Below are 14314 nucleotides of genomic sequence, written 5' to 3' on the forward strand. Positions count from 1 at the left end.
CGTGTCGGTCCTCAGCCTAGGTCCTGCCGCTCCACGCGGGCAGGTGCTTCACCCGCCGGCGTGAACTCGGCCGTCACCCGCCAGCCGGTCGCGGTGGGGCCGTAGGTCAGCGTCCCGCCGGCGGCGCGCACGTCGGTGTCGAGGCTGCGCAGGCCGTACCCACCGCCGCCCGCTTCCCCGGAAGGACCTGCTCCGGATGGGCGCCGGGTCGTGACCCGCACGGCCGCCTCGTCGGCGGTGACGGTCAGCGTGGTGCCCGGACCGTCGTGGCGCAGCGCGTTGGTGGCGGCCTCCGCGACCAGCCGGGCGGCCACGTCGCGGACGGCGACCGGCAGGCGGGTCAGGCCGGCGGCCGGGTCGCCCGGCACCGACAGGCCGGCCTCGCGCAGCGCGGCGAGCCGCCCGGTCAGCGTCGCCCCCTCAGCGTCCCCAGCCTCCTCAGCCAGGGCCTGCCGCACCTCGGCGAGGGCGTCCCGGCCCGCCTGCAGCACGGTGTCGAGGCGCCGCCGGTCGGCGGGTGCGAGCTCGGCGGTCGCCCGCAGCGCCTCGCCCTGCACCAGCATGACGGTCATTGTGTGGGCGAGGCTGTCGTGCAGCCGGCGGGCGAGCCGCTCCCGCGCGCGGGCCGTCTCCGCCGCCTGCTCGGCGAGGCGCCGCTCGCCGCGTTCGCGCAGGTGCTCGGCCCGCTCCCGCAGATGCTCGCCGCGCTCGACGCCGGCCAGCCAGGTGACGGTCAGCGCGACGGCCGCGAGCAGGCCGCCCTCGACCGGGCCGCGCCGGGCCGCGCCGGCGACCGTGACGAGGACCGTTGCGGCGGCGCAGACGCCCCACCGCACCACCGGTGACCGTTGCGTCGCCGCCGTGTACATGGCGAGGGACACCGGCAGGTACCCGACGGCGCGACCCATCCCGAGCAGTGAGTGCGCCGCCGTCGCCACGCTGATCACCGCGAGAACCGTCCCGGGCGCCCGGTTCCGCCACACGAGCGGCACCAGCTGCGCCACCGCGAGCGGCACGGAGATCACCGTGCCCGACAGGGCGTAGAGCACGATGAGGGTGGCGTACAGCGTCAGGTCGATCGCGATCCGCCAGTGCCGGCTCATCGGCGCCCCCCCTTCCAGATCACTGGCATATCATCGGCCGGGTGATCCGGCTCGCCATCGTCGACGACCAGGCGCTCGTCCGCGAAGGGCTGGCCCTCATCCTCGGCGCCGAGCCCGGCATCGAGGTGGTCGCCGAGTTCCCGGACGGCGCGGCGCTGCTGCGCGACTTCGTCCCCGCCGACCTCATCCTGCTGGACCTGTACCTGCCGGGCGCCGACGGGGTCGCGACGATGCTGCGGCTGCGGGCCGAGCGGCCCTCGGTCAAGGTGCTGATGCTGACGACCGTCGGCAGCGCCGCGGACATCCAGCGTGCCCTGGCGGCCGGCGCCGACGGGTTCGTGCTCAAGGACGCCACCGGCGCGGAGCTGGCCGCGGCGGTGCGGGGCGCGCACGCCGGGGTGCGGCCGTTGAGCGCGTCGGCCGCCGACCTGCTGTGGCCGCGGGCCGCTCCGCCCCGCCCTTCGTCTCCTGCCGCAGATCTCAGCTCGCTCACCCCGCGCGAGCGGGAGGTGCTGGAGCTGCTCGGCCAGGGCCTGGGCAACCGCGAGATCGCCGGCGCCCTCTCCCTCGCCGAGCGGACCGTCAAGGCCCACGTCAGCAACGTCCTGGCGAAGCTCGACGTGGCGAGCCGCACCCAGGCCGCGCTGCTGGCCCGGGGGCTGCGCGGGTCGTAGGACCAAAGTCGCGGTCGGACCACGTACCTTTGCCCGTTCCGGCCGGCGGTGGACTGCGCGAGGCTGCAATGGTGCTGACCGTTCCGCGCCGATGGCGTCGCCGCATCACCATCACCCTCGCGGTGCTGCTCGTCGTCGTCGGCGGCCTGTACCTGCGCAACAGCTCGACGCTCGCCGGCCCGTCGAAGGGCGAGCGACCGTTCCTGCTCGCACACCGCGGGATCGCGCAGACCTTCGACCTCACCGGCGTCACCGCCGACACCTGCACGGCGCGGATCATCCACCCGCCGCAGGTGCCGCTGCTGGAGAACACGCTGCCGTCGCTGCGGGCCGCGTTCGAGGCGGGCGCCGACCAGGCCGAGATCGACGTGCAGGTGACCCGCGACGGCCAGCTCGCGGTGTTCCACGACGCCACCCTCGACTGCCGCACCGACGGCCACGGCACCGTCGGCGAGCACACGCTGGACGAGCTCCGGAAGTTGGACGTCGGGTACGGGTACACCGCCGACAAAGGCACCACGTTCCCGCTGCGCGGCACCGGCGTCGGCCTGCTCCCCACGGTCCCGGAGGTGTTCGCCGCACTGCCGGACCGCGCGTTCAAGCTCGACCTGAAGCGCGACGACCCGGCCGACGGCGACGCGCTCGCCACGTTCCTCGCCACGCTCCCCGCCGCCCGCCTCGCCACGGTCACCGTCACCGGCGGCGACACCGCGGTCGCCGCCGTCGTGCGCCGCCTGCCCCAGGTGCGCGCCACCTCCCGCGCCATCATCAAGGACTGCCTGCTCGCCTACGCCGCCACCGGCTGGACCGGCCACGTCCCGTCCAGCTGCCACCACCGCGAGCTCCCCCTCCCCGCCCGCTACGGCCAGTGGTTATGGGGCTGGCCCCACCTCTTCGTCGCCCGCATGCGCGCCGCCGACACGCGCGTCGTCCTGGTCCGCTCGGTGGGCGACTGGTCCGCCGGCTTCGACACCCAGGCCGACCTCGCCGACCTCCCCGACGACTGGTCCGGCGGCATCTGGACCAACCGCACCGACGTCATCGCCCCACTCGTCACGCCATCCCGCTGACCGTCTCGCAACGTCCTCGGCTCCCCCGCCCACGCCGCAACCCCCTGCTCGCCGCGTGTGAAGATTTGGCGCAGGGTGTGGCGGGGCACGACGACGGGCGCCTATGTTGCTCGCATGCGGCGGGGAATGCGGGCGGCGGCGTGGGTCACGGTCGTGATGCTCGGTGCCGCATGTTTCTGGAGTCCCTCGCCGGGCTCGCGCTACTCGGAGCAGCAGCATGTCGACCTCACCGACGACATCGTCGTCGGTGTCTGGGTCGGCCACGTCAGCGGCGCCACCTATACGTTTGCTGCCGACGGCACGTTCGAGGCGGTCGGCGTCCCGACCGCGACCTTCGATGACACGCCGTTTCGCATCGGGGGACCGATCGGGCCGTACCGTTGCCAGGGCTCGTGGCGTATCGCACAGGACCGCCATCTGCTCGTGCTCGACGTGACCTCGATCCGCGACGAGCGCGACGGCCAGCCGTACGCGCAACCGCGCAGCGTCACGTTCAGTGCGACGCAGTGGGTCAGCGACCCGCCGGACGATCCGGTGAAGCCGCTCACGCTGGAGCTCGGCGCTGACCGGATGACCGAGAAGTGAAGCGGCGCCTCGTGTTGGCCGTGCCGGCGCTGCTGCTGTCCGCGGCCTGCGGGCTCGGTGAAGCGCTGGCCGACTACCCGACGGAGCCGGTCGAGGTGGGCACCGCCGACCTGGTGGGTGTGTGGGCCGGCTACGAGAGCTCCGCCCGCTACGACCTGCGCGCCGACGGCACCTTCGAGGCGACCGGTGTGCCGGTCAGCCAGCTGGGCACCTTCTTCGAGGACAGCGGCCGGTTGGGTCCGTTCCACGGCCACGGCCACTGGAGGCTCGGCACCATGGCACAGTCCTCACCGCAGACGTCCCGCGACGCCGTGCTCGACTTCGACGAACTGCTCGACGCCGACAACTCGCGGATCGAGCGGCGCGGCGACGTCCACCTCAACGCCGCGACGCCGACGGACGCCCCCGACCACGTCCTGATCCTGACGACCACCCACGACTGGTTCCAGCGCCTGCCCTGAATTCGCACAGGATCGAGGCGCGCCGTCCGCCTCACCGGCGTGCGTGTCAGCGCGCCACGAACCGCCTGGTGCCGCCCTCTCCGACCAGCTCGAACATCGCGGCGTCGACGAGCACGCGGCGCAGGAGGGCCTCGGCCGCACCGTCGTCCAATGAGGACGGTGCGGCGATGTGGTCCAGGGCGACTGCGCCGATCGTCGCCTGGAAGGTGTACTGGAACGGCGCCATGCTGTTGGCATAACGCAGCGCGATCCGCCCCTGCCAGTCGAGGGCGAACACCGTCCGGCCCTGCCGCGCACCGAAGCTGATCCGGTGGTCTCCAACTGCGTCATGCCCCAGCAGGTAGATCCCGAACGCGGCGTCCTCGTCTTCGATGTCCTCGTCGGCCACGCCGTCCGGCACCCCGTCCGGCCGGTCCGGATCCCGGTCGACGTGGAACGTCCGCCCCGCAAGAGCGTCCAATGCCAACGGCTCGGCGTCCGTGGCCGCGACGAACCCCCGATGCCCCCAGTGGGTCGACGAGATCGTGCAGGCGTGGTAGTTGCCCCACACGACCTTCGAGCTCCAGTCGTCGCAGCCACTGTCACCGTCATCGTCCCAGTACGTGGGGTCCTCGGCGTAATACTCGGCGCTCTCGACATGCAGGTCGAACCAGAGCCGGCCAGCAGGGTCGAGCCGCCCCCGCCACGCCAGCTCCTCGACGGCATGCCCGGCCGGCCAGGGATTGCCCGGAAAGAGGATACGGTCGCTCACCCCCGCGACACTGCCACACCACCGCCAGCCGGCAGTAGGGTCACGCCTCTTCGGTCTCTCGCAGGTGCTCGGCGAGTCCGGGAACGGTCGTGAGCACGAGGGGGTCGACGCTCGCGCGGGTCAGGTCCGCCTCCTCGTCTCCCCGCTGGCCGTCAAGAATGACGATGACGAACGTGGCCGGGAGCGAGCTGTGGATGCCGCCCAGACGCGCCGTCGTGGTCATCGCCTTGCAGACCCGGGCCATGGCGGCGTCATGAGCCGTCCAGAGCGAGTCCAACGCCGCGTCGCGTCCGGCATCATCGGTGGCGGGGGTCAGGTACTCCTCGGTGAGGCGCTGGTACCACGGCCGCATCGCATCGCTCGCGGCGTCCAGGACGTCCCACCGCCACTCCGGCGGCGTGAACCGCGTCGAGTATCCGTCGTCGTGACGCACCGCCGCCTCGGTGTTAGCCGCAAGCGCGGGCGGGAGGATCACGGTGCCGTCGGCGTAGAAGAGGTGGAACGCCGCGGCGTACAACCGCTCGCCCGGACAGGCCGCGGCCAGACCGGCGAGAGCCTGGCATCCACTGTCGTGCCACGCCGTCTCGAAGCCCTGCCAAACCACCACCGCACGTTACCGCGCCGGAACCACCGGGCTTCGATAGCTGATCACCACCGGCACCGGCGACAACGGCGTATGACCCAGTGAGCTCGACGACGACCAGGTCCACAACTCGCTCCATCCGGCCGTGCTCGCGGCAGGCACGATCGAAGCGGTCACCCGGACGAGCCCAATGCTTCGGGTGATAGCCCGGCTCGCCCCCAGGCGCGTGGACAGCGCTCGATCAGGTGATGGCCTTGTGAAGGTACTGGGCAGGCCGTCGCGTGATCCGGGCGTGGGCTGGCAGGCTGACGCCGTGGGTCACGCAACGGCAGGAGCGGTCGGCGACCGAGTGGGTGGGGGTCGAGCATCCAACCGGACCCCGTTGATCGCGCTGGTCTGTATGGTGCTGTGCGCGCTTGGCAGCGCCTGCGGCGGCCCGATGGGGTCACAGGACCGCACGACGGCTGTCGGTTACCTGCCGGACGGCCGGGTCCTCGTGGCAGCTGCAGGGTATGAGCGGCCGGCCAGTCTCTGGACCGCGCAACCAGGTGAGGAGCCACGCTCGCTGCCGTTCGACTACTGCAGCCCGATCATGGTCCTGTCGATCTTCTCGATGTCGGCCGAACGCATCGGGCTCACCGTGTGGTGCCACGAGTCGCCGGAGTTCCGGCTCGTCGCCCTGGATTTGCCGACGGGACTGGTCACACCGTTGACCACTGCGCCGCGGATCGATTCCGGCGTCTGGCTGCCACGGTCGGGCATCGGCGTCGTGCAGTACCGCACCAACCGCAGCAGCAACGACGACCGATGCCTTGGCGTCGGAGAGGTGGACACCGACGGGGTCATCCGCCCCCTGCACCTGACCGTGCTCCTGCCGACCACCTCGGTGCCGCTGACGACGTCCCTGCCTCCGCCTGACGCGACCGACTGTACTGCTCCCGAGCTCCCGCCGTGTCCACGAACGAGCGCTACACCGCCTTTTTCCTGCACCCGTGTCCCGACCAATGCGCCGGCACCGAACAGGAGTGGCAACGCGAATGGTTCGTGGTGGTCCACGACCGGATCACCGGGCACAGCGCAGCATCGCCCCACCCGTTCCGCCGCCCTTACGACCTGGCAGTCGCTGACGACGGCGCGCTGGTGATCAGCGCCCGTTACGGCGACACGACGGGCCTCTGGTACTGCCAGCCGCAGGACTGCACCAGACCGAGAAGTCTCGCTGAAGGAGTCTTCTTCTCGCCCGGCTTCCGCTACGACAACGCGTACCTGATCGCGGTGGAGAACGGTGAAATTGAGCCAACCGTGATCAAGCTTCACTGACCACTCGGCGGCTGTGTGGCAATTGGTCCGCAGGCCGCCCTCTCTGCCAGGCCGTCTCGGGTACGCCCCGGCCTGCCCGGATGAAGCGGTGACATCCGCTCATCGGCTCCGAGCGTGCACAGGCGCACAGTTCGACGCGCCGGTCGCTCACCACGAAACGTGACGATCTTCGAGCCGGCCACCGCGCAAGACCAAGGTGGTCAGGCGCACGCCTCGAATTCGGCCGACGTGGCCGGGGTCGTGTCGGTGCAACCGCCTCGCCCGCACACACATGCGTAGGGGAACGCCGGGAGGTTCGCTCCGATGTGCCGCTCGTGCGCCACGATCTGACGATGGACGACGGCGTTCTCATGGCGTCGTCGTGACGACAGTTCCTGCCCTGGCCGAAGCCGCGCGAATGACGCCGTGGCCGTGTTGACGGCTTCACGCACCGCTGCCAGTACACAATCCCAATCAACGTCGGTCGGAACCTCGACGACGGCACTCCCGGCATCCAAGGCCGCGGATCGAAGCCGTGCGCCGATCAGCTGGTCACGCTCGACCAGGGCCTCGACCCGAAGGCGGGCCGCGTCTTCCCCTGCTACGAGGCGTTTCAATCTCGCCGTGCGCGTACGCTCGGCGGTGGTGATCAGCCAGATCGAGCCGATGGGCGACCACGTCGCCTCCGCCCCCGGGCGGAGTTGCGGCCCCTCGACGAGCGTCGGTACCCCCGGAACCTGTGCAGCTCGGACATCGTCCATCACGGCAGGAAGTCTGAGTGCAGACGTGCGGTCGAACTCGTCCGCCGCGGCCACCGAGCCCAAGGCGAGCACGTCATCGAGTGCCGGCCCGAGGGGGCCGAGGCGCTCCAGGTGAGCGTAGGTGTAGGCGTCCACTGGGTGCAGCGCGAGGTCAAGCTCGCGGGCGACCCGGCGGACTATCGTCGACTTACCGGATCCCGGTGTGCCACCAACCCAGAACATCGGCGTGCTCGTCACCATGCACGCCATGCTGCCACGCGACCACCAGGCGCCGTCCGCGCATCAGCAAGGACGGAAATCATCGCCGTTCGCGACATGCCAGGTGCTCGCGGATCCTGGCGATCGCCGAATCGAGCTCGGCGATGAGGTCCGCTTCGGCTGTCGCGGCGCGAGCACTGTCGAGCAGGCGCAGTGGTGTGCCGCCGGCTATCCACGCCTCGATGCGTCCGTACTCATCGTGCACAGGTACCACGTAGCACGCGACGAACGAGGCCAAGTGCCGTGCGGCCGTCACACAGGGTGCGGCGGACCAGATGTCGAGGTACGGCTGTAGATCCTCGGCGAACTCACTCAACGCCTCGACCATGTCATCCGCGGCCATCGCGGTGGGCCAGGTGGCCAAGAAGTCCTGCCAGAGCGCGAACCGGTAGGACTCGACGACAGCTCGATCGCCCGCCGGCCAGCCGGCCGCAGCCGTCTTCAGCCCACCGAGCGTCTTGCCCAGCAGCGTGGGGTCATCAAGCGCGCCGAGCGGCACGGGCGTACCGGCTGATCGGTGGAGGGCGGCGACCGTTCCGGCCGGATCGCGCCACCGCCGGGCGAGTGACCGGTCGATCGCCGAGTGTCATAGTGAAGCCGATGACGGACTCGCGCACCTATCTGGAGCTGCTCGCCCGGGGCGCCACGGCCGGCGGGCCGCTGGAAGGCGCCGGGTCCGGCGGTGGGGCGCTGCCCGATCGGCAGGCGCTGCTGGACCGGCTGCGGGAGGAGATCGCCTACGTCGAGCGCAAGGTCGGTGTGCGTGCCGACCCGGACGAGGTACGGCGGCTGATGAGCGGGACCGGCGAGGCGCTGCGCAAGGTCCTCGGCGGCGGCGCGGACGCGCAGCTCGGCCCGGCCGACGTCCTGGGGTTGGAGGCGGTGGTCCGCGCCGACGGGTCGCGGCCGGTGCTCTTCGTCGAGGACGACTTCGTGGACCTGACGGCGCCGTCGGCCGGGTTGTGGGCCGCGGTGCTCGCTCGCTTCGAGGACCAGGTGCGTTCCGTCTGCGCCGCGGTCGGCCGGGTCGACGACCCCGCCGCGCGTGGGGTCGGGTACTGCGGCACCGCGTGGGTGGTCGGCGAAGGGCTCGTGGTCACGAACTTCCACGTGCTGCGGGCGATCGCCCGCGGCGGGGAGCGGCGCGACGGCCGGTTCGAGGGGCGGCTCAACACGGCCGTCGCCGTCCACTTCGGGCATGAGGTCGGCGAGGTGAGGCCGGAGCTGCGGTTTCCGATCCGGCGGGTGGTCGGGGTGGGGCGGCAGGGTGAGCCGCGGTTCGAGCACCCGGACCTGCGCGGGATCAACTTCGACGGGCTGGACCTGGCGCTGCTGGAGCTGGAGCCGGTGCCGGGCCGGTCGTTTCCGGAGCCGGTTCGGGTGGCCCGGGGCGACGACCCGCTGACCCGCGGCGGGCTGGCCAGCGCCGGCCGGACGATCTACCTCGTCGGCTATCCGGGCGACCCGACCAGCACGACGCCGGACCTGTTCGTCCGGCTGTTCGCCGGGGTGCGCAGCTACAAGCGGCTGGCGCCGGGGCAGATCATGGCGGCGGCCGGCGGTGTGCCGCTCGACCCGCGTGGGTGGGTCCTCACGCACGACGCCAGCACGCTCGGCGGCAACTCCGGCTCGGTGCTGGTGGACCTCGACGCCGACGGCCGGACCGCGCTCGGGCTGCACTTCGCCGGGCAGCCCGACCGGCAGAACTGGGCGCACGCCCTCGAGCGGATCACCGCCGACCTGGACCGGTTGTCGCACGGGGGTCCGAGGTGAGCCCGGAGGAGGACGGCTCGTGGAGTCCGCAGGTCCGGGACCTCGCGGCCGCCGTACGGCCCCAGTGGGCACGCATCGACGCGATCTGGGGGCCGTTGAAGACCGCGCACGGCCTGCACCTGCGCCGTGACACGGACGGGGACGCGGTCGGCTTCCTCTGTGAGGCGATCGCCGTGGCGCAGCAGCACGGTTTCCTGCGCGCGTTCGCCTTCCAGCTGGTCAAGGACGACCTGGTCGGGGACGGGTTCGACGAGCATCTGGTGGCGCTGCTCGGGGAGTCGGCGGCGGGCCTGCACGCCTTCCAGAACGGCGTGTTCAGCCCGGCCAGCGCCAGGATCGCGGCGCAGGGGATGCTGCGGGCGTGCGACCTGGTGTGCCGCATCGACATCGGCGAGCAGCACATCGGCACCGGGGTGCTGGTGCGGCCGCAGCTGGTCGCCACCGCCGCGCACGTGCTGTGGGACCTGTTCGCCAAGCATCCGGACGGGTCGCTCGTGCTCGGCCCGGACGGGTCGCCGCAGGCCGCCGAGGGCAGCCTCGCGCTGCTCACGCTGACGTTCGGCGACGTCGAGGACAACCTGCCCGACGACCCCGGCACCACGGTGCGGCTGGCCGGCACCGTCGCCGCCCTGCACCCGCAGTGGCTGGCCAGGTCCAGCCCGCCGACCTCGCTGGAGCGGTCGAAGGCGCTCGCCGACGTGAGCGACATCAGCGGCATCGAGGCGCCTGAGGGGCCCTGGGACCTGGCGCTGATCCGGCTGGCGCAGCGGCGCCCGATGCCGCGGCCGGTGCTGCGCGGCCGGGCGTCGCGGCAGCCGTTCCAGATCCACGTGCTGCACCACCCGCAGGGCGGCGGGCTGCTCGGCCAGCCGCTGCTGTGGTCGATCGGCAAGCTCGACCAGCAGCTCGGGACGCCGCCGGTGCGCTGGCTGCACGACGCGAACACGCTCGCCGGCTCATCCGGGGCGCCCGTCTTCGACCGGTACTGGCGGATCGTCGCGCTGCACCAGGGCGGGTCGCGCGTGGTGGACTGCGCCGACGACGCGGCGGGGCTGCCGGCCGCTTCCCGCAACCGGGCCGTGCCGGTCCGGGACTGGTGCGAGCGACTGGACGAGCTGGATCTCGTGGAACTCACGTACCTCAGCGAACTGCGCCGCTCGCCGGAGCTCGGCGCCGGGCCGCACCCCGTCGTCGGCCGGCAGGCGACGCAGGACTGGGTGCGGTTGTCGCTGGAGCCGGCCGCCACCGCCGCGCAGCGGCTGCTGATCGTGCGCGGGGCGCCCGGCACCGGGTTGCACTTCACCAAGTTCCTGGTGCGGGAGATGGTGGAGGACGCCGGCGGGGTCATGGTGAGCCTGGACCTGGCCAACGCCCTCGACGACGACGCCGCCGCGTTCGCCGGGAAGGTCGCCGCCGCCCGGTCGGCACCGGCCCGCGCGAAGGTCGCCGCCAGCGGCCTGACCACGACCCAGCGCGACATCCGCCGGCAGGTCACCGGGGTGCTGTACGGCGCGGGCTCGCGCCCGACCTGGCTGGTGCTGGAAGGCTTCGGCGGTGCCGCGCTGGACGTCCCGGTCGACGTGCGGGACCTGCTCATGGACCTGATCCGCAACCTGTCCGCGTACCCGTCGCTGCGGCTGGTCGTGATCGGCTGGCTGGAGGAGCCGCCGCCCGGCGTCGAGGCGTTCGTCGACGAGCTGACCGACCCGTCCGCGGCGGACATCGCCGCGCAGATCCTGCCCGTGGGCAGTGCCCTGCTGCCGGTGGCGACGCAGATGGCGGAGGCGGAGCTGAGCCTCGAACAATTCCAGGGCGTGCTCGGGTACGCCGCCGCGCTCCGGGTCCTTGAGCGTCTCGGGCACAGGCTGCGCGCCGCTGCGGAGGGTCCGGCATGACGGAGAACCTGGACGCACTGGCCGAGCTGGTCGCCCGGGAGTGGTCGTCGCGGTCCGCCGCCGAGCGGTCGGCGTTCCTGGACCGGCTCCCCGGCGGCATGCCGGCCCCGGCGCCGCCGCCGGCCGACGCGGTCCGGCTGCTGCGGCAGCGGGCCGCGCTGTCGGGCACGGTCGCGCCCCGCGACCTCCTCCGCGGCGTCGCCGAGGCCGACGGGGACCGCCTGCTCGACCTGCTCGCGCCGCAGTTCGACCGGGCGTCGCTGAGCCAGGGCTGGCGGTGGACGCTGCGCAGCGGGCCGCGGCAGGAGGTCCTGGCCCGTCTCGCCGCCGACGGCACCGTCCGCGACGCGGCCGACGACGTCGCGGACGTCCCGACGGACGCCGCCGGTGAGCTGCTGCGCGCCATCGCCCGCCAGGACCACGCCGGGCGGGCCGCGGTGCTCGCCGGGGCGGCGCCGGGCACGGCCGTGCAGGCGCTCGCCTGGGCGCTCCCGCTCGGCGGCCTGTCCGGGCATCTGGCCGAGGCGCGGCGGCAGGCCCGTCTGCGCGCCATCGCCGACGGCTACCAGGTGCTGGTGCGGCACGGCGTCTTCGGCCGCGACGCCTACCTCGCCCGGCTCCGGGCCTTCGCCGCCGCCCCCACCGAGGACCAGTATCAGCTGCCGCTGCTGTCGATCGTCGGCGTCGGCGGTAGTGGGAAGTCGACGCTGCTGGCCTCGTTCATCGCGCCGTACCTCGACCGGATGGCCCGCGGCGACGAGCGCGGCCCGGCCGTGGTCGTCATCGACTTCGACCGGGTGCTGTTCCGCGCCGACGCGGAGCTGGAGCTGTCCTACGAGGTGACCCGCCAGCTCGGTGCCGCCGCACCGGTCGCGTCCGCGGACTTCTCCGCCCTGCGGTTCCAACACCGGGTCGCCCGCCGCGAGGCCGGCTTCGACCGCTACCGCGACAGCGGCCACCTGTACGCCGAGGGCCTGTCCCACTCGGTCAGCACGTTCGAATACGACGCGTCCGAGATCGTCAGGCTGCACCGGCTCGACCAGCGTCCGGTGCTGCTGGTGTTGGACACGTTCGAGGAATGGCAACGCGAACACCGGTACACCTCCCGCTGGAGCGACGCCGAGAGCCGCATCCTCGACTGGTTGCACCGGCTCCGGTCCGGGATGGGCCTGGCCGGCCTGCGCGTCGTGGTCTCCGGGCGGGCCGCACTGTCCACAGTGGGCAACATGGTGCAGTCGATCGTCCCGCTCGGCGACCTGGGCCGGTCGGACGCCGCCGCCGTGCTGCACGCGCACCGCATCGACCAACCGGCGGCGTGCGCCCTGGCGGACATCGTCGGCGGCAACCCGCTGACGCTGCAGGTCGCCGCGCGCTTCTACAGGCGGCTGACCGTCGCCGCCCGCGCCGACTTCCTGGCCGGCGACGACGCGGTGACCGGGCAGCTCGACGCGCGGGTGCGCCGCGCGGTGCTCTACGACCGGTTCCTCAACCACATCGCCGACGCGCGGGTGCGGCAGCTGGCGCACCCGGGGCTGGCGCTGCGGCGGGTCACCCCACCGCTGGTGCAGCACGTCCTGGCCGTCGCGTGCGGCCTCGGCCCGGTCGACGACGACACCGCGCGGCGGCTCACCGACCAGCTCTCCGGCGAGGTGTGGCTGGTCAAGGACGCCCCGGACGGGCTGCGCCACCAGCCGGACGTGCGGCGCGGCATGCTGCGGATGATGTCGGCGGATCCGCGGTACGGCGACACCGTGCGGCGCATCCATGAGGCGGCGGTGCGCTGGTACCGCGACGGCGGCGAGGACGAGTTCGGCGCCGGCGACTGGCAGCCGCTGCCGCCCGAGCAGGCATCGGTCGAGGCGCTGTACCACGCGCTGATGCTGGTGCCCGAGGACGGTTCCGTGGACAAGCTACGGCGCGCCGAGCCCGCATGGGACCGGCTGGCGCTGGCGCTCGGCGAGACCGTCGACGACCTGCCGACGAGGGTCGCGGCGCAGGTGCGGGCGCTGCGCGGCGAGGACCTCCCCGCCGCGGACGCGCTGACGCTGCCGGACGGCATCTGGTGGGAGTGGGTCAAGCACAAGGGGGACGACCTGGTCCGCGAGGAGGCGCCGGTCGAAGCCCTGGACCTGCTGCACGCGGGCTGGGCGGCGGGCCGGGAGCGGCGGGAGCCACCGTGGCTGGCCCAGGCGTACTGCGACACGCTGCGGTGGGGCGAGTACCGGCCCGGGCCGGAGTTCCGCACCAGCCGGTACGCGATGCTCGACGCCCTGCTGGCCGGTCGCTCGACGGCTCTGCTGGAAGCGCGGCTCCCGGACCGCTCAGGGGTCGACCAGCTGTTCCCGGACCTCCTGCTGACGGTGGAGAGCGGCGAGCCACCCGCGCGGTGGGCGGCTCGCCGCCGCCCGCTGCTGCAACGGTTCGCGACGGAGAAGCCCGGCGGCGAGCTGTTTCCGGTGGACCAGCTGCGCCGCGCGTTGATCCTGCTCGCAGTGGGCGACGGCCAGCCGGTCCGCATCGAGCCGAATCCCGGCACGATCTTCCGGCCGGATCCGACGTGGATCGACGCGATCACGCGGCTTGCCGACCCGCCGTTGAGGCCGGCACCATTCGTGATCGACGAGACGCTCCGCAGCGACGACGTGCTGGAGACATGGGCGTCGCAGTTCAGCCGGGCGGCCGGCGCCTCGATCACCCTCAGCCGCGACGCGTTACGGTTCGAACCCACGCTGGTCGACGCCCTCCGCGGTGACAATCTCGAGCTGCGGCCGGCGGTCTGCAGAGCGCTCGAAGTCGTGGTCGAACAGGCCGGCATGGCTGTCCTCGGCCGATGTGCCGAGCTCGCGCTCCAGGTGCCGGTCGCCGACCTGCGGCCCGACGTGCTCGCCGCCGCCGACCCCAGCGCGATCCGGCGGACGATCAAGACGCTCGTCGTGTACGTCGACCGGTCCGGCGTCCTGCTGCCGTTCCTGGAGCTGCTCCGTGCTCACCTGCCGAACTACCCCGTGCTGGGCCGCATCATCACCGCGGTGCATCGCTGGGAGGTCCTGCACCGGCGCCTGCTGGACGCGCTCGCGGAGCAGCTGCGCGGCGGGTAGCCG

General features: G+C 72.8%; 14 protein-coding genes. 8 read left to right on the top strand and 6 right to left on the bottom strand.

The window, feature by feature from the left end; all coding sequences use genetic code 11:
* Positions 1-11: 11 nt before the first annotated feature.
* The gene (locus tag ACQEVZ_RS10965; protein ID WP_433364852.1) at positions 12-1103 is read right to left on the bottom strand and encodes a sensor histidine kinase; all 1092 of its coding nucleotides are present in this window, start codon (positions 1101-1103) and stop codon (positions 12-14) included.
* 41 nt (positions 1104-1144) lie between these two features.
* Here ACQEVZ_RS10965 and ACQEVZ_RS10970 point away from each other — a divergent pair, with 41 nt between their 5' ends.
* The 4 genes from ACQEVZ_RS10970 to ACQEVZ_RS10985 all read left to right on the top strand — a co-directional run bounded on the left by ACQEVZ_RS10970 (position 1145) and on the right by ACQEVZ_RS10985 (position 3893).
* Positions 1145-1777, top strand: coding sequence for a response regulator (locus ACQEVZ_RS10970; RefSeq protein WP_433364855.1), 633 nt, complete (start codon positions 1145-1147; stop codon positions 1775-1777).
* A 68-nt stretch (positions 1778-1845) separates the two neighbouring features.
* Complete coding sequence (locus tag ACQEVZ_RS10975) at positions 1846-2847, top strand: glycerophosphodiester phosphodiesterase family protein (protein ID WP_433364858.1); 1002 nt, start codon at positions 1846-1848, stop codon at positions 2845-2847.
* A 153-nt stretch (positions 2848-3000) separates the two neighbouring features.
* Positions 3001-3432: a hypothetical protein gene (locus ACQEVZ_RS10980; RefSeq protein ID WP_433364861.1), complete on the top strand. Its 432-nt coding sequence runs from the start codon at positions 3001-3003 to the stop codon at positions 3430-3432.
* A complete protein-coding gene (locus tag ACQEVZ_RS10985) occupies positions 3429-3893 on the top strand; it encodes a hypothetical protein (RefSeq protein ID WP_433364864.1) in 465 nt (154 codons plus the stop codon). The genes ACQEVZ_RS10980 and ACQEVZ_RS10985 overlap by 4 nt, the downstream gene beginning before the upstream one ends.
* Before the next feature lie 46 nt (positions 3894-3939).
* Here the strand turns inward: ACQEVZ_RS10985 and ACQEVZ_RS10990 are convergent, their stop codons facing one another.
* From ACQEVZ_RS10990 to ACQEVZ_RS11000, 3 genes are all read right to left on the bottom strand, one after another.
* The gene (locus ACQEVZ_RS10990; RefSeq protein ID WP_433364867.1) at positions 3940-4644 is read right to left on the bottom strand and encodes a hypothetical protein; all 705 of its coding nucleotides are present in this window, start codon (positions 4642-4644) and stop codon (positions 3940-3942) included.
* A 40-nt stretch (positions 4645-4684) separates the two neighbouring features.
* Complete coding sequence (locus ACQEVZ_RS10995; RefSeq protein ID WP_433364870.1) at positions 4685-5248, bottom strand: DUF4303 domain-containing protein; 564 nt, start codon at positions 5246-5248, stop codon at positions 4685-4687.
* Between the two features lie 555 nt (positions 5249-5803).
* On the bottom strand, positions 5804-5989 hold the full coding sequence (locus ACQEVZ_RS11000; RefSeq protein WP_433364873.1) for a hypothetical protein: 186 nt from the start codon (positions 5987-5989) through the stop codon (positions 5804-5806).
* Between the two features lie 189 nt (positions 5990-6178).
* On the opposite strand from ACQEVZ_RS11000, the gene ACQEVZ_RS11005 reads away from it, so the two are divergent.
* The gene (locus ACQEVZ_RS11005; protein WP_433364876.1) at positions 6179-6547 is read left to right on the top strand and encodes a hypothetical protein; all 369 of its coding nucleotides are present in this window, start codon (positions 6179-6181) and stop codon (positions 6545-6547) included.
* Between the two features lie 200 nt (positions 6548-6747).
* Here the strand turns inward: ACQEVZ_RS11005 and ACQEVZ_RS11010 are convergent, their stop codons facing one another.
* Together ACQEVZ_RS11010 and ACQEVZ_RS11015 are read right to left on the bottom strand one after the other, a co-directional pair.
* Entirely contained in the window at positions 6748-7527 is a 780-nt protein-coding gene (locus tag ACQEVZ_RS11010) for a hypothetical protein (protein WP_433364878.1), read from the bottom strand.
* Positions 7528-7585: 58 nt separating this feature from the next.
* Positions 7586-8044, bottom strand: coding sequence for a hypothetical protein (locus ACQEVZ_RS11015; RefSeq protein WP_433364881.1), 459 nt, complete (start codon positions 8042-8044; stop codon positions 7586-7588).
* Positions 8045-8145: 101 nt separating this feature from the next.
* On the opposite strand from ACQEVZ_RS11015, the gene ACQEVZ_RS11020 reads away from it, so the two are divergent.
* Genes ACQEVZ_RS11020 through ACQEVZ_RS11030 form a run of 3 tightly spaced genes read left to right on the top strand, consistent with a single transcriptional unit; the run spans position 8146 to position 14311 of the window.
* Positions 8146-9318: a trypsin-like serine peptidase gene (locus tag ACQEVZ_RS11020; protein ID WP_433364884.1), complete on the top strand. Its 1173-nt coding sequence runs from the start codon at positions 8146-8148 to the stop codon at positions 9316-9318.
* Entirely contained in the window at positions 9315-11213 is a 1899-nt protein-coding gene (locus ACQEVZ_RS11025) for a trypsin-like serine peptidase (RefSeq protein WP_433364887.1), read from the top strand. The genes ACQEVZ_RS11020 and ACQEVZ_RS11025 overlap by 4 nt, the downstream gene beginning before the upstream one ends.
* On the top strand, positions 11210-14311 hold the full coding sequence (locus ACQEVZ_RS11030) for an AAA family ATPase (RefSeq protein ID WP_433364890.1): 3102 nt from the start codon (positions 11210-11212) through the stop codon (positions 14309-14311). Before ACQEVZ_RS11025 ends, ACQEVZ_RS11030 begins: the two co-directional genes overlap by 4 nt.
* Positions 14312-14314 lie beyond the last annotated feature (3 nt).

The organism is Dactylosporangium sp. CA-152071, from assembly GCF_050936335.1.
Taxonomy (GTDB): domain Bacteria; phylum Actinomycetota; class Actinomycetes; order Mycobacteriales; family Micromonosporaceae; genus Dactylosporangium; species Dactylosporangium maewongense.

What these genes read in the sequence shown, in the direction of transcription:
- ACQEVZ_RS11010 (WP_433364878.1), bottom strand. Translation starts at nt 7,527, where the DNA reads ATGGTGACGAGCACGCCGATGTTCTGGGTTGGTGGCACACCGGGATCC.
- ACQEVZ_RS11020 (WP_433364884.1), top strand. Translation starts at nt 8,146, where the DNA reads ATGACGGACTCGCGCACCTATCTGGAGCTGCTCGCCCGGGGCGCCACG.
- ACQEVZ_RS11000 (WP_433364873.1), bottom strand. Translation starts at nt 5,989, where the DNA reads ATGCCCGACCGTGGCAGCCAGACGCCGGAATCGATCCGCGGCGCAGTG.
- ACQEVZ_RS11030 (WP_433364890.1), top strand. Translation starts at nt 11,210, where the DNA reads ATGACGGAGAACCTGGACGCACTGGCCGAGCTGGTCGCCCGGGAGTGG.
- ACQEVZ_RS10965 (WP_433364852.1), bottom strand. Translation starts at nt 1,103, where the DNA reads ATGAGCCGGCACTGGCGGATCGCGATCGACCTGACGCTGTACGCCACC.
- ACQEVZ_RS10975 (WP_433364858.1), top strand. Translation starts at nt 1,846, where the DNA reads ATGGTGCTGACCGTTCCGCGCCGATGGCGTCGCCGCATCACCATCACC.